At 63.3% G+C, this 17,408-nt stretch carries 18 protein-coding genes and 1 tRNA gene; 11 read left to right on the top strand and 8 right to left on the bottom strand.

Features of this window, described 5'->3' with window-relative positions; all coding sequences use genetic code 11:
* Nucleotides 1–2 precede the first annotated feature (2 nt).
* Nucleotides 3–527 (top strand): GNAT family N-acetyltransferase, encoded by a 525-nt coding sequence (locus ACWGS8_RS18500; RefSeq protein WP_454582277.1) that lies wholly within the window; start codon nt 3–5, stop codon nt 525–527.
* Between the two features lie 19 nt (nt 528–546).
* Here the strand turns inward: ACWGS8_RS18500 and ACWGS8_RS18505 are convergent.
* Both ACWGS8_RS18505 and ACWGS8_RS18510 read right to left on the bottom strand, forming a co-directional pair.
* Nucleotides 547–623, bottom strand: a tRNA-Arg gene (locus ACWGS8_RS18505).
* A 280-nt stretch (nt 624–903) separates the two neighbouring features.
* A complete protein-coding gene (locus ACWGS8_RS18510; RefSeq protein WP_454582278.1) occupies nt 904–2,391 on the bottom strand; it encodes an ATP-binding protein in 1,488 nt (495 codons plus the stop codon).
* Between the two features lie 280 nt (nt 2,392–2,671).
* Here ACWGS8_RS18510 and rpmH point away from each other — a divergent pair, with 280 nt between their 5' ends.
* The 6 genes from rpmH to yihA all read left to right on the top strand — a co-directional run bounded on the left by rpmH (nt 2,672) and on the right by yihA (nt 7,496).
* Nucleotides 2,672–2,806: a 50S ribosomal protein L34 gene (rpmH, locus tag ACWGS8_RS18515; protein ID WP_008833937.1), complete on the top strand. Its 135-nt coding sequence runs from the start codon at nt 2,672–2,674 to the stop codon at nt 2,804–2,806.
* Nucleotides 2,807–2,820: 14 nt separating this feature from the next.
* Nucleotides 2,821–3,174, top strand: coding sequence for a ribonuclease P protein component (gene rnpA / locus ACWGS8_RS18520; RefSeq protein ID WP_454582279.1), 354 nt, complete (start codon nt 2,821–2,823; stop codon nt 3,172–3,174).
* Between the two features lie 14 nt (nt 3,175–3,188).
* A complete protein-coding gene (gene yidC, locus ACWGS8_RS18525; protein ID WP_454582280.1) occupies nt 3,189–5,000 on the top strand; it encodes a membrane protein insertase YidC in 1,812 nt (603 codons plus the stop codon).
* A gap of 167 nt (nt 5,001–5,167) precedes the next feature.
* Nucleotides 5,168–5,728, top strand: coding sequence for a fasciclin domain-containing protein (locus ACWGS8_RS18530; RefSeq protein WP_454582281.1), 561 nt, complete (start codon nt 5,168–5,170; stop codon nt 5,726–5,728).
* A 473-nt stretch (nt 5,729–6,201) separates the two neighbouring features.
* Nucleotides 6,202–6,840 carry a CatB-related O-acetyltransferase gene (locus ACWGS8_RS18535; protein ID WP_454582282.1) on the top strand — a complete coding sequence of 213 codons (639 nt, stop codon included), beginning with the start codon at nt 6,202–6,204 and terminating at the stop codon, nt 6,838–6,840.
* Nucleotides 6,837–7,496, top strand: coding sequence for a ribosome biogenesis GTP-binding protein YihA/YsxC (yihA, locus tag ACWGS8_RS18540; protein ID WP_454582283.1), 660 nt, complete (start codon nt 6,837–6,839; stop codon nt 7,494–7,496). Before ACWGS8_RS18535 ends, yihA begins: the two co-directional genes overlap by 4 nt.
* A gap of 97 nt (nt 7,497–7,593) precedes the next feature.
* On the opposite strand, the gene ACWGS8_RS18545 is transcribed toward yihA, so the two are convergent.
* A complete protein-coding gene (locus ACWGS8_RS18545) occupies nt 7,594–8,328 on the bottom strand; it encodes a TetR/AcrR family transcriptional regulator (protein ID WP_454582284.1) in 735 nt (244 codons plus the stop codon).
* Nucleotides 8,329–8,456: 128 nt separating this feature from the next.
* Between ACWGS8_RS18545 and ACWGS8_RS18550 the strand changes: the two genes are divergently transcribed.
* Nucleotides 8,457–9,644, top strand: a complete 1,188-nt coding sequence (locus ACWGS8_RS18550) for an HlyD family secretion protein (protein ID WP_454582285.1) — start codon at nt 8,457–8,459, stop codon at nt 9,642–9,644.
* A gap of 72 nt (nt 9,645–9,716) precedes the next feature.
* Entirely contained in the window at nt 9,717–11,312 is a 1,596-nt protein-coding gene (locus tag ACWGS8_RS18555) for a DHA2 family efflux MFS transporter permease subunit (protein ID WP_454582286.1), read from the top strand.
* A gap of 173 nt (nt 11,313–11,485) precedes the next feature.
* On the opposite strand, the gene msrB is transcribed toward ACWGS8_RS18555, so the two are convergent.
* From msrB to ACWGS8_RS18575, 4 genes are all read right to left on the bottom strand, one after another.
* Nucleotides 11,486–11,989, bottom strand: coding sequence for a peptide-methionine (R)-S-oxide reductase MsrB (gene msrB, locus ACWGS8_RS18560; RefSeq protein ID WP_454582287.1), 504 nt, complete (start codon nt 11,987–11,989; stop codon nt 11,486–11,488).
* Nucleotides 11,990–12,196: 207 nt separating this feature from the next.
* A complete protein-coding gene (locus ACWGS8_RS18565; protein ID WP_454582288.1) occupies nt 12,197–12,754 on the bottom strand; it encodes a fasciclin domain-containing protein in 558 nt (185 codons plus the stop codon).
* Between the two features lie 216 nt (nt 12,755–12,970).
* Nucleotides 12,971–13,693 carry an anti-sigma factor gene (locus tag ACWGS8_RS18570; RefSeq protein ID WP_454582289.1) on the bottom strand — a complete coding sequence of 241 codons (723 nt, stop codon included), beginning with the start codon at nt 13,691–13,693 and terminating at the stop codon, nt 12,971–12,973.
* The gene (locus ACWGS8_RS18575; protein WP_454582290.1) at nt 13,690–14,229 is read right to left on the bottom strand and encodes a sigma-70 family RNA polymerase sigma factor; all 540 of its coding nucleotides are present in this window, start codon (nt 14,227–14,229) and stop codon (nt 13,690–13,692) included. The genes ACWGS8_RS18570 and ACWGS8_RS18575 overlap by 4 nt, the downstream gene beginning before the upstream one ends.
* 139 nt (nt 14,230–14,368) lie before the next feature.
* On the opposite strand from ACWGS8_RS18575, the gene ACWGS8_RS18580 reads away from it, so the two are divergent.
* Both ACWGS8_RS18580 and argB read left to right on the top strand, forming a co-directional pair.
* On the top strand, nt 14,369–15,865 hold the full coding sequence (locus tag ACWGS8_RS18580; protein ID WP_454582291.1) for an amidase: 1,497 nt from the start codon (nt 14,369–14,371) through the stop codon (nt 15,863–15,865).
* 162 nt (nt 15,866–16,027) lie between these two features.
* Complete coding sequence (gene argB, locus ACWGS8_RS18585; protein WP_454582292.1) at nt 16,028–16,921, top strand: acetylglutamate kinase; 894 nt, start codon at nt 16,028–16,030, stop codon at nt 16,919–16,921.
* A 28-nt stretch (nt 16,922–16,949) separates the two neighbouring features.
* Here the strand turns inward: argB and ACWGS8_RS18590 are convergent, their stop codons facing one another.
* The gene (locus ACWGS8_RS18590) at nt 16,950–17,348 is read right to left on the bottom strand and encodes a RidA family protein (protein WP_454582293.1); all 399 of its coding nucleotides are present in this window, start codon (nt 17,346–17,348) and stop codon (nt 16,950–16,952) included.
* Nucleotides 17,349–17,408: the final 60 nt, after the last annotated feature.

The following is a 17,408-nucleotide window of genomic DNA, read 5'->3' on the forward strand; positions in this document are numbered from 1 at the left end:
ACATGGAAACGCAGATCATTGAACTCGACGGTCCCGCCATCGAAAAAAGGCTAGGGGAGCTTTCCAGGATTCTCGCGGACAGCGTAGCCGATGGCGCGGCTATCAGCTTCATGGCGCCCATGCCCTACGACGACGCGGCTCGGTTCTGGTCAGGCGATGTCCGGCGGGAGGTCGCCGCAGGACGTAGAGTGCTTTTCGGCGCGGAGCGGGACGGCGAGATCGTCGGAACCGTCCAGCTTCTCACCACCATGCCACCCAACCAGCCGCATCGCTGCGAGATCGCGAAGATGGTCGTCCATCCGCGGGCACGCAGGCTCGGCATCGGGCGTGCACTGATGAATGAAGCGCTGGATCGCGCGCGTGAACTGGGAAAAACCCTCGTAACCCTCGACACGCGAACCGGGGACGCCGCAGAGCCCTTATACGCTTCCGTTGGCTTCGAGGTAGCTGGTGTGATCCCTGACTTCGCCTGGAACCCGGACGGCAAGGCGCTGCACGCGACGACCTACATGTTCAGGCGGATATAGGTTGCAATTCGTGAGTTAGTGGCGCGCCCGAAGAGATTCGAACTCCTGACCCCCAGATTCGTAGTCTGGTGCTCTATCCAGCTGAGCTACGGGCGCGCATCAGGCCATGTTTTCAATGGCCCCGCGATCCGATCCCAGGGACCGGCCGCGAATGTGTGCAGTTCCCTAACGACTGAATTTGCGAAAAGCAAGCCGATCCGGCAAAAGTTTTGTCGCGAGTGCGTCATCTGGGGATGGCGGCCTCGATCCCAGGGCTTTGAAGCTGTCGCGAAGCCGGTCTCGTTCAGGCCGAGTGGGGGAAAAAGTCTCGGCAAAAGTCTTGGAAAGCGCCAGGACCGAAGGGCAAGGGCCCTTGAGAAGATAAGCGCCGAGATGGTCACGCCGGGCGGCGCAGGCTGCCGCGCGCCTGGTCGAGCCGCACCGGCTGGTCGGGGATGGTGACGGCGAAAGTGGTGCGCCCGCCAATCGATTCGACCAGTTCCACTGTGCCGCCATGCGCCCGGATCAGTTCGTGGGCGATCGCCAGGCCGAGGCCGGTGCCGCCGCTGCGCGCCGAGCCGCGGAACGCCGCGAACAGGTTTTCGCGCGCCTTTGGCGGCAGGCCGGGGCCGGTATCGGTGACGGCGATGCGGCTGACGCTGCCCATGCGCTCGGCCGAGACGGCGAGCCGCCGCACCACGGCGCTCTCGGTGTCGGCCGCCATCGCCTGCACCGAGTTGCGGCACAGATTGGTGAGCACCCGGAACAGCTGGTCGGAATCGGCATCCACCTCGAAAGCCGTCTCGACGGCGTTGATGAATTCGATGCCTTCCTCGATGTCGAGCAGGCCGTGCACGTCCTCGACCAATTGGCGCAGCCGCACCCGGCGGCGCGAAGGCGGCGGTTCCTGCGTGCGGCCATAGTGAAGCACGCCTTCGGAATAGGAGACGGCCCGGTCCAGCGCGCGCAAAAGCTTCGGCGCGAAGGCCTGCACGGTCGGATCCTTGACCAGGCGCAGGCGGTCCGAAATCAGCTGTGCCGAGGCCAGGATGTTGCGCATGTCGTGGTTGATCTTGGAGACCGCCAGGCCGAGATCGGCAAGGTGCTTCTGCTCCGAGAGCATCTTTTGCAGCCGCTCCTGCATCTGCGACAGCTCGCGTTCGGCGACGCCGATCTCATCGGAACGGGCGGCGGGACGGATGATGCGCCCGGGGTCGTCGGGGGCTTCGGAGAAGGATAGCATCGAGCGCGTCATGGTTCGGATCGGCCCGATCATGATCAGGTCGATCGCGGCATAGACCAGCATGGCGGTGAACAGCGAGATCAGCAGCGAGACGAAGGCGACATTGCGCGAATAGATGAGCATGGCCTTGCGCAGCGAGTAGTCCGGCATGATCAGCTCGAACTCCTTGTCGCTGTCGCCGACCGGACCGAAAACGCGCAGCATCCTGTTGCCGCCGAAGAACAGCGTGTCGAGCGCGCCGGTCATGCCCTTGATCATGCCGACACTGGCGAGGTCGATATGCTCATCGACCTGCGGCGGCATGTCCGCCACCACCAGCAGCCGCGAGACACCGCCATCGCGCACCGCGATCGCCTTGGCGCCGATCGCCATCAGCACGTCATTCTGGGCCGTGCGCGACAGCGAGGTCGACTCGCCCTGCACCAGCACGATCGACACGGCCGCCGCTGTGCTCAGCCGTTCCTTGAGCCAGCTCAGCCGGTAGCTGGCGATCCAGGGCAGGAAGATAAGCACTTCCGCCAGAAGCACGAAAACGATAGTCAGCAGCAGCAGTTTCGTCGACAGGCCGCGCGACAGAGGTACCGTGCGGACGGCGGCGGGCGCCGGTCCGGTTCCTTCTCCCGCTTGGCTGGTTTCGCTCATGCGACTCTGTCTTCACAATCACTTGATCGGCCAAGATTAGGCGATAACGGCTTTTTTGCCAATTTCATCCTTTGGCCGGGACATTAAATTACCGTCATAAAGCCTGCGTCCATGCCGCGTCGACGCCGGATTGACTTCCAAAACCCTTCTTTCTATAAGCCCGCTCACGCTCGGGCCACTCGTCCCGGCGCGGTTTCGATCGCGCCAAAGCCGGCCCGGCAAAGCTCCTGTTACACAGTGACAGAATCAAGAAGGGCCGCACCCCGCGGTATTAAAACAAATGAAGCGTACCTACCAACCGTCCAAACTCGTCCGCAAACGCCGGCACGGTTTCCGTGCCCGCATGGCCACCAAGGGTGGTCGTGGCGTCGTCGCAGCTCGCCGCAACCGCGGCCGCAAGCGGCTCAGCGCCTAAGCGAGACGATATCGTTGCCCGCAACCGGCAAGCCAGTGGGGCAAAATCCCAAGCGGCTTCTGAAACGCGCGGAATTCCTGGCCGTCCGTCGTGGTGAAAAGCGACGCGGACGGTTTTTCCTCGTCGAGGTCCTCGACCGCGGCGATGGCGGCGTGCCGCGCGTCGGCTACACCGTCACCAAGAAGGTCGGCAACGCTGTTGTGCGCAACCGCGTCAGGCGGCGGCTGAAAGAAGCCGTCCGCGTCCATGCCGCAGATGACATGGTGCCCGGCAATGATTATGTCATCGTCGGACGCGATGATGCGCTGCGCGCCCCCTTCGGCCATTTGAAGGCCGAACTCTCCCGCCGACTTCGCGGAACACGATAGGCCAAGGGCTCTCGATGGAAAACAACCGGAACTTCTTCATCACCATCGCGCTGTCGGTGCTGATCCTGACTTTGTGGCAGGTTTTCTACATGAACCCGCGCGTCGAGCAGCAGCGCGAGGCCGCCAAGATCGAGCAGCAGCGGGTCGAAGAGCAGAAGAAGGCGGCCGAAGCGGCCAATCCGGGCGCTGGAACACCGGCTCCGGCGCCGGGCACCATTCCCAACGCGCCCGGCGGTGACACCGTCACCGCGGCCGGCCGCGATCAGGCGCTGGCCGCTTCCAAGCGCGTCAAGATCGACACGCCGAGCCTCGAGGGCTCGATCAACCTGACCGGCGCCCGCCTCGACGACCTCAAGCTCAAGCACTACACCGAGACCGTCGACAAGAATTCGCCCGAGATCGAACTGCTCAACCCGCAGGCCTTGCCCACCGGCTATTTCGCCGAGATCGGCTTCGTCGGCAACGACAAGACCGGCACGGTGCCGGGTGCCGAAACGGTGTGGAGCGTCGACGGCAATCCGACGCTGAGCCCGTCGACGCCGGTCACGCTCACCTACACCAACGACAAGGGCCTGACCTTCAAACGCACCTTCTCCGTTGACGCCAACTACATGTTCACGGTGTCGGACACGGTTCAGAATTCCGGCGCGAGCGCCGTTTCGCTGTTCAATTACGGCCGCGTCACCCGCTACGACAAGCCGGCCGTCGCCAGCACCTATGTGCTGCATGAGGGCCTGATCGGCTTCACCGGCACCGAAGGCCTGCAGGAACACAAATACGCGTCCATCGAGAAGGACAAGCAGTACCAGCCGGGCAAGGCGACCGATGGCTGGCTCGGCATCACCGACAAATATTGGGCCGTCACGCTGGTGCCGACCGAGAAGCAGCCGTTCCAGCCGCGCTATGCCTTTTTCGAGGATGGCCGCCACCGCTACCAGTCCGACTTCCTGACCGACGCGATCAATGTCGAGGCCGGCCAGTCGGCGACCGTCGAGACCGAGGTCTTCGCCGGCGCCAAGGAAGTCGCCAAGATCAATGCCTATGCCGAAGACCGCCACATCAAGCGGTTCGACCTTCTGATCGACTGGGGCTGGTTCCACTTCATCACCAAGCCGATGTTCTGGCTGATCGACACGCTCTACAAATTCCTCGGCAATTTCGGCCTGGCGATCCTCGCCACCACCGTCATCGTCAAGGCCATCTTCTTCCCGCTCGCCAACAAGTCCTACGCGTCGATGGCGAACATGAAGAAGGTGCAGCCCAAAATGCTGGAGATCCGGGAGAAATACGCGGACGACAAGATGAAGCAGCAGCAGGCGATGATGGAGCTGTACAAGACCGAGAAGATCAATCCGCTTGCCGGCTGCTGGCCGGTGGCGCTGCAGATCCCGGTCTTCTTCTCGCTCTACAAGGTGCTCTACATCACCATCGAGATGCGCCACGCGCCGTTCTTCGGCTGGATCCAGGATCTGGCCGCACCCGATCCGACGTCGCTGTTCAACCTGTTCGGCCTCATCCCGGTCACGCTGCCGCACATGCTGATGATCGGTGTTTGGCCGCTGATCATGGGCGTCACCATGTTCCTGCAGATGCGCATGAACCCGACGCCGCCGGATCCGACGCAGGCCGCGATCTTCACCTGGATGCCGGTCATCTTCACCTTCATGATGGCGGGTTTCCCGGCCGGCCTCGTCATCTACTGGGCCTGGAACAACACGCTGTCGATCCTGCAGCAGGGCGTGATCATGAAGCGCCAGGGCGCCAAGATCGAGCTATGGGACAATCTGACGGCCCTGTTCAAAAAGAAACCGTCGCCGGCGGAATAGAAGCTCCCCTCTCTCGAAAAAGCCCGGTTCGTCCGGGCTTTTTCTTTGGGCGGATAATCGTTCACGTTCCCGTGATCGGCGAAACTGGCGCGCCGTCAGCCGCGTGACTGCGTGTGCATTTCCAAAGGCTATCAATTCCGATCAGCCCTCACCCGGAGGAAGACCACATGCGCTTGCCGTCATTCAGGACCATTGCCCTTTCCGCTCTCGTCGCCGGCGTGGCGATCGCCGCCCCCGCCTACGCCAAGAACCCTGTTGTCGGCGGCGCGCCGATGTACACTACAAAGAACATCGTCGAGAACGCCGTCAATTCGAAGGACCACACGACGCTGGTCGCCGCCGTCAAGGCCGCCGGCCTGGTCGACACGCTGCAGGGCGCCGGCCCGTTCACCGTCTTCGCGCCGACCAACGAGGCCTTCGCGGCACTTCCGGCCGGCACGGTCGACACGCTGCTCAAGCCCGAGAACAAGGACAAGCTCACCAAGGTGCTGACCGCACATGTCGTGGCCGGCAAGATTTCAGGCGTCGAGATGATGAAGCAGGCCAAGGCGATGGGCGGCAAATACGAGATGAAGACCGTCTCCGGCGACACGCTCACCGCCGAGGTCAAGAAGGGCAAGCTCTACATCATGGATGAGTCCGGCGGCGAGGCGAAGGTAATCATCGCCGACGTCAACCAGTCGAACGGCGTCATCCATGTCGTCAACAAGGTGCTGTTGCCGAAGTAACGGCTTCCGGTGAAAGGGGCAGTGGCAGGCCGTTGGGGCTTTCTCGGCCTGCCATCCCCGCCTCATGACGAGGTGCCATGTTTCTTGGGGAAGCCGTTATCGGCGAGGCCGGGGTCCTGTAGTCCCTCACAGGGCCCCGGTTTCTTTTTTTCGTACTGTGAAGACGGCAGGTCGTCAGCGATCGAACTTCGACCGCTTCCAGCCCATCCCTCCATCACGGCGGGCGATCAGAAGGTCGTCGGAGGCACCTTCCTGCTGCCGCCGGGTGCAGCCAACGTCACCGTCTGCCAGGGCAGCGGTTTCGACAGCGCGCTGTCCAATCCGATCGTGATCTGCCGCGGCAACAAATGAGCCCGGCACTCACGGAAGACTCGCTCCCCGGCCGATTGGTGTTATAGGGGCGGTTCACGTTTCTTTGACCAGGCGCCTCCGGTAGCGGACGCGCCTGTCTGCCAATACCTGGACGAACCGACATGGACGGACCCAACCCCCACATCAAGCACCCGATCCCGATGCACACCCGCGTCGGCTTCCTGAAGCCGCTGGTGACGGAGCCGAACATCGAGATCGGCGACTTCACCTACTATGATGACCCGGACGGACCGGACAAATTCGCGCAGAAATGCGTGCTGCACCACTATCCCTTCATCGGCGACAAGCTCATCATCGGCAAGTTCTGCGCCATCGCCGAAGGCGCGCGTTTCATCATGAACGGCGCCAACCACGCAATGTCCGGCTTTTCCACCTATCCATTCAATATTTTCGGTCATGGCTGGGAAAAGGGTTTTGACCCGGCGACATGGTCGAAGGAGGTGCGCGGCGACACGGTGGTCGGCAGCGACGTCTGGATCGGCATGGAGGCGGTGATCCTGCCCGGCGTGGAAATCGGCCATGGCGCCATAATCGCCGCCAAATCCGTGGTGACGCACGATGTGCCGCCCTATGCCATTGCCGCCGGCAATGCCGCCAAGGTGGTGAAGATGCGTTTCGACGACAGGACGATCAGGCGGTTGCTGGCACTGGCCTGGTGGCATTGGCCGGTGGACAAGATCGGCCGCAACCTCGATGCCATCAGGGGCGCCGATATCTCTCTTCTGGAGGCAGCAGCTTGAACCTTCCAAACAGCACCACGATCGGCACCGACTTGTTCACGCGCGGATGGATCTTCATTCGCGGCGTGCCGGCCATGAAGTTCCTGCCGCCGGAAGGGCCGCCGGAAATCGCCTTTGCCGGCCGCTCCAATGTCGGCAAATCGTCGTTGATCAACGCGCTGGTCAACCAGAAGGGGCTGGCGCGCACCTCCAACACTCCGGGGCGCACGCAGGAACTCAACTATTTCGTGCCGGACGGATTTTCGGGCGAGGGCGCCGACCTGCCGCCCATGGCGCTGGTCGACATGCCGGGCTACGGCTACGCCACCGCGCCCAAGGAGAAGGTCGACGAGTGGACCAAGCTGGTCTTCGACTATCTCAAGGGCCGCGTCACGCTGAAGCGGGTCTATGTGCTGATCGACGCCCGCCATGGCATCAAGGCCAAGGACGACGAGGTGCTGTCGCTGCTCGACAAGGCGGCGGTCTCCTACCAGATCGTGCTGACCAAGACCGACAAGATCAAGGTCGCAGGCGTGCCGCGGCTGATCGAGGAGACGCTGCAAAAGATCAAGAAGCGGCCGGCGGCGTTTCCGTTCGTCCTGGCGACGTCATCGGAAAAGGGCGAGGGGCTGGAGGAATTGCAGGCCGCGATCGTGCTTGCCGCCAATGGCGGTTAGAGCAATTCCAGCAAAAGTGTGGGCGGTTTTCCCTTGGGAATTGCGTCAAAACAAAGAGTTGGAGTGGTTCGCCGTTTCCATGAAACGGTGAAACGCTCTAGGCCCTTGCCTCCAGCGCAATCATCTGGTGGCTTTCTTCCTCGGCGAGCTGTTCGGTGCCGTAGTTCTTCAGGAACATGCCGACGCCCGACCTGACGATGTGGTCGATCTCTTCCTGGCTCGGAGCCTTGGTGCGGTAGGCGAAGATGCACTGCCGGAAGAGGCCGGCCAGGCACAGTTCGGTAAACTGGTAGGCGGCAAGATCGACATCGTCGATCTTGAGCAGGCCGCGTTCGATGGCGGAATTGAGAAACGCCACCACCTTGTCATGGCCGCGTTTGGGGCCGCGCTCGTAAAACCGCGCGCCCATGTCGGGGATCCTGTCGGAGGCGCCGATCACCGTGCGCTGCGCCTGGATCACCCTGGCCGAGGTGATCTTCATCGACAGCACCTTGCCGAACTTCACCAGCGTCTGGCGCAGATCGTCGGCGCGGTCGAGCATGTCGTACATGTTCTTGAAGATGGTGCCGCGCTCTTCCTCGATCAGTGCCTCGAACAGCTCTTCCTTGTTGGCGAAGTAGACATAGATCGTGCCCTTCGAAACGCCGGCTTCGCGCGTGATGTCGTTCATCGAAGCGGCTTCGAAGCCTTTCTCGATAAAGACGCGACGGGCGCCATCGATGATCTGGCTGCGCTTGATCGGATCCTGTCCGGCTGCCGGCCGCCCGCGGCGCAGGCTTTCCAGCAGTTCATTGCATTTATCGGTTTCGACGTCAGGCGTTGTCTCGGCCATAAAAGTCACACCTCGAAAATAATTCGAACCAACCGGTTCGATTGCCCCTTGATATGGTCCTCTTTTCACGCTATGTCAACGTCCAGATCGAACCGAACGGTTCAGTATTATTACTTTAGAGAGATGTCATGTCCTCGAACGCGCCAAACACCGCCGAAGTCCGCCCCTTCCCCAACGCCAAGGTCGCTCCGGCGACGGAAGCACCGGAAATCCCCGTCCTGCCGGTCGCGCCGCCGCCGGCGGCTGAAGCTCCGGCCAAGAAGAAGCGCTCGGTGCGCTCCTTGCTGCTGCCGATCATCGGCCTCGCACTGCTGAGCGGCGGCGCGTGGTACGGTTATGACTACTGGACCACGGGCCGTTTCATGATCTCGACCGACGATGCCTATGTCCAGGCCGACATGGCGTTCGTTTCGCCCAAGATCTCCGGCTATGTCGATCAGGTCAAGGTCAGCGAGAACCAGCAGGTCAAGGCCGGCGACCCGTTGCTGACGATCGATGATGGCGACTACAAAATAGCCGTTGCCCAGGCCGAGGCGCAGATCGCCACATTGTCCAAGACGCTCGACCGCATCGACGCGCAGACCAAGGCGGCGCAGGCTTCCCTGCAGCAGGCCCAGGCGCAGAAGGTCGCCGACCAGGCGGCTGCCGACAATGCCGCCCGTGCCCAGCAGCGCGCCGCCCAGCTGGTCAAGACGCATGTCGGAACGCAGGCGCAGCTGGACGACGCCCAGACCGCGCTCGACCAGGCCAATGCCGCGCTGGTTGGCGCCGATGCGCAGATCGCCGCCGCACAGGCCAATATCGGCGTTCTCGAGGCGCAGCGCGGCGAGTCGGCAAGCACGCTCGCTTCACTGCAGCTCGGCCGCGACAAGGCCGCGCGCGACCTGTCCTTCACCGTGCTCAAGGCGCCTTATGACGGCATCGTCGGCAACCGCTCGGTCGAGCAGGGCGATCTCGTCAGCCCCGGCCAGAAGCTCGCCGTCGTCGTGCCGATGGACAAGCTCTACATCGTCGCCAACTTCAAGGAGACGCAGCTTGCCCGGCTGGTTCCCGGCGAAAAGGTCAACATCTCGGTCGACGCCATAGACGGCCATCCCATCCAGGGAACCGTGTCGTCGCTCGCCCCGGCTTCTGGCGCGGTCTTCTCGCTGTTGCCGCCGGAAAATGCCACCGGCAACTTCACCAAGGTTGTTCAGCGCGTGCCGGTGCGCATCGACGTCCCGGCCGATGCCCTGAAGACCGGCAAGCTGCGTGCGGGCCTGAGCGTTGTCGTCAACGTTGACAGCCGCACCGCGCCTGCCGCGACCACCAACTAAGCGCTTTCGGAGGGCGGCTCGGCGGCTGATGAAGCGCCGGGCCGCCCGGCCGGCCTCAAGGAGGCCCATGAAATGGCAACCGCAACAATCACCGCAGGAGCGCCACCGGCAAGGCCGGCGGTCCCTGACACCATTTCCACACGCCGCGTCATCGCCTTCCTGGCGATGGTGTTCGGTATGTTCATGGCGATCCTGGACATCCAGATCGTCTCGGCCTCGCTCGCCGAGATCCAGGCGGGCCTCAGCGCCAGCTCCGATGAAATTCCGTGGGTGCAGACGGCCTATCTGATCGCCGAAGTGGTGATGATCCCGCTGTCGGGCTTCCTCAGCCGTATGCTGTCGACGCGCGTGCTGTTCACCATCGCCGCCGCCGGCTTCACCGCGGCCAGCGCGCTTGCCGCGACCGCCACCAACATCGACCAGATGATCGTCTACCGCGCCGTGCAGGGTTTTATCGGCGGCGGCATGATCCCGAGCGTCTTTGCCGCGGCCTTCACCATCTTCCCGCCCTCCAAGCGCGCCATCGTCTCGCCGATGATCGGCCTGGTGGCGACGCTGGCGCCGACCATCGGCCCGACCGTCGGCGGCTATATCAGCCACGCCTTTTCATGGCACTGGCTGTTCCTGGTCAATGTCGTGCCCGGCATCCTGGTGGCGACCGCCGCCTGGTCGCTGATCGATTTCGACAAGCCCAACCTCAAGCTGTTCAACAAGTTCGACTGGTGGGGCCTCGCCGGCATGGCGGCCTTCCTCGGCTGCATGGAATATGTGCTGGAAGAGGGCCCGAACAATGACTGGCTGCAGGACCAGGCCGTGTTCATCTGCGCCATCGTCATGAGCATCGGCGCGCTGATCTTCTTCTGGCGTGTCTTCACCGCCGAGGAGCCGATCGTCGATCTGCGGGCCTTCAGCAACGTCAACTTCGCCTTCGGCTCGCTGTTTTCCTTCGTCATTGGCATCGGTCTCTACGGCCTGACCTATCTCTATCCTGTCTTCCTCGGCCGCATCCGCGGCTATGATTCGATGATGATCGGCGAGGCGCTGTTCGTCAGCGGCCTGGCGATGTTCGTCACCGCGCCGATCTCGGGCATCCTGTCGAGCAAGATCGATTTGCGGCTGATGATGATGATCGGCTTCTTCGGCTTCGCCACCGGCACGTGGTGGATGACGCATCTGACCGCCGACTGGGATTTCTACGAGCTGCTCATCCCGCAGATACTGCGCGGCTGTTCGATGATGCTGTGCATGGTGCCGATCAACAACATCGCGCTCGGCACCTTACCGCCCGACCGGCTGAAGAACGCCTCCGGCCTGTTCAACCTCACCCGCAACCTCGGCGGGGCCGTCGGCCTTGCCCTCATCAACACCGTGCTGATCAACCGCAACGCCTTCCACTATGCGAGGCTCTCCGAGCATGTGCAGTGGGGCAGTGCGGCCGCACAGACCAAGCTGCAGAACATGACCCTCAACTTCGAGCAGACCTCAGGCCTCGACGCGGCGGGTGCTGCGATCTCCAAGCTGTCGGGCATGGTCCAGCAGCAGGCGGCGCTGCTGTCCTTCATGGACGTGTTCTACATGCTGACGGTGCTGTTCGCGACGCTCGGCCTGTTCGCGGTGCTGATCAACAAGCCGGCCGCGCCTGGTGGCGGCGGGGGTGGCGGGCATTAAGCAATTCCAGGAAAAGTGTGAAGCGGTTTTCCGTCCGGAATTGCGTCAAGACAGAAGAACCATACGCGACAGCGGTTTCGGGAAGCTCCTCCAGTCCACGCCCGAAAAGCTCTGACCGCGCAAAAAACTCCGGGCCGCAAAGCCCGGAGTTTTTTGTTTCCGGTCGAATCTCGTCAGGCCGCGGCAGGCTTGAAGGTCAGGGCCACGCCGTTGATGCAGTGGCGCAGGCCGGTTGGCGCGGGACCGTCGTCGAAGACATGGCCGAGATGGCCGCCGCACCGGCGGCAATGCACCTCGGTGCGCGTCATGCCGAGCGACCTGTCTTCGGTCTTGCCGATGCCGTTGGCGATCTCTTGCCAGAAGCTCGGCCAGCCGGTGCCGGAATCGAATTTCGTTTCCGAGGGGTAGACCGGCAGGTCGCAGCCGGCGCAGGCGAAGATACCCTTGCGGTGTTCGTTGAGCAGCGGGCTGGTGCCCGGATATTCCGTCCCTTGCTTGCGCAGCACGTCGAAAGCGGCGGGCGACAGTATGGCTTTCCACTCGTCGTCCGTCTTGGTGATCTCGAATTTTTCGGCGGCCTGTGCTGTCTGCGGACCGCCCATGCGCAGCATGGTTGCCGCGGCCCCGACGACGCCAATGGCGGCGGCACCGCTCAAAAGAAAGTCGCGACGGTTCATGACCAGTTCCTCCGGTTGTCCTTTTGCCAAACTATACCGCCACGCCAAAATCAAAAGCCGGTGACGGTTTCCCTCAAACGACCCTCCGCGCCGCTCCACAGTTGGCTGTGGGCGGCGCGGAGCGTGTGTCGATTGCGGATCACGGGAGCGGGACGACGCAATCGGCGGAGAGCTCTTGCCGCAGGTTCGTCCGCGGCAAACCCTTTGTTACATCTTCGGCAACAAAACCTTGTCGATGACGTGGATGACGCCGTTGGACTGCTCGACATCGGCGATCGTCACATTGGCGACATTGCCGTTCTCGTCGGTGACGGTGACCTTGCCGCCCTCGGCCTTCAGCGATAGTTCGCAGCCGCCGACCGTCTTGACCTTGTGCGTGCCGCCGTCAGCCTTGGCCATCGCGGTGACATCCGCGGCCATCGCCTTGGCGCCGATGACATGGCAGGTCAGGACCTTGGTCAGCTTGTCCTTGTTCTCGGGCTTGAGCAGCGTGTCGACCGTGCCGGCCGGCAGTGCCGCAAAGGCCTCGTTGGTCGGCGCGAAGACGGTGAACGGACCGGCGCCCTGCAGCGTGTCGACCAGCCCTGCCGCCTTGACGGCGGCGACCAGCGTCGTGTGATCCTTCGAATTCACGGCATTCTCGACGATGTTCTTCTGGGCATACATGGCGGCGCCGCCGACCATCGGGTTTTCGGCATAGGCAGCGGTGGCAAGCGCGGAAACAGCGATCGTACCGGCAAGCAAAAGGGTGGCGTATCTACGCATGATGTTCAAAACTCCTCGGGTTTCTCTTCCCATTTTTGGGAACGCGAGGAGATACGGAACACAGATGCGCGAGTTTCAGAATATTTTTGGATTTCTAAGTTTTTCGCTCGGGCAAAGAGATTTGCCCGGCATAACGGTTTGCCGGCCAGCGCACTTATTTAGACATGCGAAACATAAGATGGATTGAAGTTATTCTGGCGACTGAGGAGAAGCTGGTCAGATGCCCTTCAGGTCGCCAGCGGCAACCACCGGTCCGGTCGGTTGTCCCGTCGGCGAGCCGCCCGCAGGTTCCAGGCTGACGGCCAGCACCGCGCCCTGCGCCAGCTTCCGCTGCGTGGCGGGCGAGACCCCGATATGCGCGGTCGCGCCGGCCGGGATGACGCCCATCGAGACCGGAGCATTCTTGCCCTCGATCATCCAAAGTTCGAAGTCCTTGCCTGAAGCGAGCGTGCCGGAAACATGCGAAAGGCTGACCTCATGCCGCTCGGAATCATAGACGGCGAGATATTTTACATCGCTGCCGTCGGCGGCCAGCGAGGCGACAAGCCGCGCCTGCGGCTGTTCAGCCGGCCGATTGACATAGGGCACGGCGACATACAGAGCCAGCGCCGCAATAGCCGCGACGGCAAGGCCGCGCCAGAAGGCCAGACTGGACCAGAGGCCGGCGCGCGCCTCGGCCGGAGTGGCCGCGGTCGATGCGAACAGTCGGCGGTCGACTGCTGCTTTCACTGAAGGCGGCGGCTCGACCTCCGCATAGGCTGATGCCAGCGGCGAGAGGTGAACCTCCCAGCCATCGACGAGCCGCGCGAAATCGGTCTCGGTGTCGATGCGCCTGGATGCGATCTGCCGCTCTTCCACCGGCAGGACGCCGAGAACGTATTCGGCGGCGAGCAGGTCGTCGCCTCCACGTTCCGGTCCATTGTCTTCTGCCAGTGTCATCTTTCCAGACATTCTCTCAGTTTCATCAGGCTGCGGCGCAGCCAGGTACGCATCGTGTTCAGCGGCACGCCGTGGCGCTCCGCCAGCTCGGCATAGCTTTCGCCCTTGAGATAAGCGCCCCGAACGGCCGCCGCCCGGTCCTTCTCCAGCTCCTCGAGACAATGATGGATGCGTTGGGATTCGTCGCCCGCCGCCACCATCGCTTCAGGTCCCGGTGCCGGATCGGCCACGTCGAGCGCGGCATCGATATCGGCGGCAGGCTTGCGCCGCGCCCTGACGCGATCGATCGCGTGGTTGCGGGCGATTGCCACCAGCCAGGAGATCGGGCTCAGATCGGAGACAGCAAAGCGATCCGCCTTCGTCCATATCTTGACGAAGACTTCCTGCAGCGCTTCTTCAGCATCTCCCCGGTCGTTCAATACACGAAGGCACACGCCGAAAAGTTTCGCGCTGGTCTGCCGGTAGAGCAGATCGAACGCTGCCCGATCCTTCATCGAAGTCCGGACGATCAGCTTGGTGATGTCCTGCGGCGTCATGCGAGCCAAGTTAGGCGATTGTGTTGTATTTGCAACGCCGGAAATATTCCGTGCACCTAAAGTTCCGGTGTCCAGACGCAGGCTGCGATTGCCAAGGGATTGGCCGCTGGCTAGCTTGGCGGGAGCAGGGGGAGCGATGATGTCGGTCGAACGGATCCTGTGGGAAGAAGACGCGACCGGCCTCGCCGGCCTGGTGCGCAAAGGCGAGCTGTCGGCGATCGAGCTGACCGAAGCGGCGATCGCGCGCGCCGAGGCGACAAGGCCTGAAATCAATGCCACGGCCGAGCCGCTCTACGAAGCCGCGCGGGCGCGGGCGCGAACCATGGACCGCTCGCTGCCGCTGGCCGGCGTGCCCTTTGCCATCAAGGACCTCGGCATCGCCATGAAGGGCGTGCCCTCGCATGGCGGCAGCCGCATTCCGGCCTCGGTGCCCGACGTCAATTCGGTGATGACCGACCGCTACCTCGCCGCCGGGCTGATCCCGATCGTCACCTCGACATCGCCGGAGCACGGGCTGCGGCTGATGACCGAATCCAAGGCCTTCGGCATCACCCGCAATCCCTGGAACACCGGCCACACCAGCGGCGGCTCGTCGGGTGGCGCGGCGGCCCTCGTCGCTGCCGGCGTGGTGCCGGTGGCGCATGCCTCCGATGGCGGCGGCTCGATCCGCGTGCCTTCCGCCTGCACGGGGCTTGTCGGCCTTAAGACCTCGCGCGGCCGCATCCCGCTAACGCCGCTGGTCAGCGAGAGCTGGTACGGCATGGTCGTCGACCATGCCGTCACCCGCTCGGTGCGCGACAGCGCGCTGCTGCTCGACCTCACCCACGGTCCCGACTCCCTGTCACCCTATGCGGCATTGCCGCCGAAAGGCACATTCGCCGCCGCCGCCGCGCGCGATCCCGACAAGCTCAGGCTCGCCGTCTACCGCAAGTCGCCGCTTGGCCTGCCGATCTCGGCCGAGACGATGAAAGCGCTCGACACGGCCGTGGCGCTTGCGCGCGAGGGCGGTCACACCGTCATGGAGATTGACCTGCCTTTCATCGGCCGCGATTTCCTGGCCGATTTCTGCAGGACGGTTGCTTCCGCCGTCGCCGGCACGCTGCGGGCCGAAGTGCTGCGCGTCGGCCGTTCCGTGACCGGCGACGTCGAGCGCGCCACGCGGGTGCTCGGCCGGTTGGGCGAAATGGTCTCGGCCGGCGAGATCTATGCCGGCCTGCAGCGCTTGCATGCCGCCTCGCGCCGGATGATCGAGGAAACCGCTCGATATGATGCCGTGCTGATGCCTGTTATTGCGCACCCGCCGCTCGCCTGCGGCGCCATGGATCCGAAAGGCGCCGACGAGCTGATCGAAAACCTGCTCGACAAGCTTCATCTGACGCCTATGCTCAAGCTGAAACCCTTGTTCGGCCAGCTGATGGACAAGAGCCTTTTTTTCACGCACTGGCCGGCAATCCACAATGTCAGCGGCCAGCCGTCGATCGCGCTGCCCGTCCATGTCACCGAGGCCGGCCTGCCGCTCGGCATCCAGGCCGCCGGGCGCCCGGGCGACGAGGAGACGCTTTTGTCCTTCGCTGCGCAGATGGAGAAGCTTTCGGGTTGGCTGAAGCGGCGGGCGCCGCTGATGATACCGTCATGATGACGAGGCCGTGAACTCGGCGAATATGACAGCAATGCCATTTGCCCCCCGCGCCAATTCCCGCTAAGACGCCGCCGTCTTTACCTGATGCATGTCGCCCAAAAGTGCCCGGCCGATTTGGGGCAACGACATGCATAAACCAAAAAGCCAGGGAACCGCCCGATGACGGACATCGCCGCCACCGCCGAAATGCAGGCCGCCCTGCTGTCGCGCGCTTTGCCCTACATGCAGCGCTACGAACACAAGACCGTGGTTGTGAAATATGGCGGCCACGCCATGGGCGACATCGAGCTCGGCAAGGCCTTCGCCCGCGACATCGCGCTGCTGAAGCAGTCCGGCGTCAACCCGATCGTCGTTCATGGCGGCGGGCCGCAGATCGGCGCCATGCTGTCCAAGATGGGCATCGAATCCAAGTTCGAGGGTGGGCTGCGCGTCACCGACCAGAAGACGGTCGAGATCGTCGAGATGGTGCTGGCCGGCTCGATCAACAAGGAGATCGTCGCGCTCATCAACGCCGAAGGCGAGTGGGCGATTGGCCTGTGCGGCAAGGACGGCAACATGGTGTTCGCCGAAAAGGCGCGCAAGACCATGATCGATCCGGACTCCAACATCGAGCGCGTGCTCGATCTCGGCTTCGTCGGCGAGCCGGTCGAGGTCGACCGCACGCTGCTCGATCTCCTGGCCCGTTCCGAAATGATCCCGGTGCTGGCGCCGGTGGCGCCCGGCCGCGACGGCCACACCTACAACATCAACGCCGACACTTTCGCCGGCGCCATTGCCGGCGCCTGCAAGGCGTCGCGCCTTTTGTTCCTGACCGACGTGCCGGGCGTGCTCGACAAGAACAAGAAGCTGATCGACGAGCTGACCGTTGCCGAGGCCAAGGCACTGATCAAGGACGGCACGGTCTCGGGCGGCATGATCCCAAAGGTCGAGACCTGCATCGAGGCGATCGAGCGCGGCGTCGAAGGCGTCGTCATCCTCAACGGCAAGACGCCGCATTCGGTGCTGCTCGAACTCTTCACCGAACACGGCGCCGGCACGCTGATCGTGCCCTGAGCCACCCCTGGTCGCAAACCTCAGCCGATCAGGTCGGCTGCGGAAGGCGCGCGATAACCTTTATCTCGAAGTCGAAGCCCGCCAGCCAGTTCACGCCCACCGCGGTCCAGTTCGTGTAGGGCGGTTGCCCGAACACCTTCAGTCGCACGGCGTCAATCGCCTGCCACTGCGCGGCGGGATCGGTGTGGAACGTGGTGACGTCGACAATGTCGTCGAACGTGCAGCCGGCGGCCTTCAGAACGGCCGCGAGATTGTCAAAGGCAAGCTGGACCTGCTTTTCGAAGACAGGCTCGGGCGAGCCGTCCTCGCGGCTGCCGACTTGGCCGGAGACGAACAAAAGGTCTCCCGAGCGAATCGCCGCCGAATAGCGGTTGATCTCGTAGAGAGCCTGCCGGCCGGCAGGGAAAATCGCGTCGCGTTTGGTCATTTTCACTCCGTTCAAACAAAGGCAGGCCCGATGTCTCGACGATCGCGACCTGCCAATTGA

This window comes from Mesorhizobium sp. 43Arga (genome assembly GCF_053714255.1).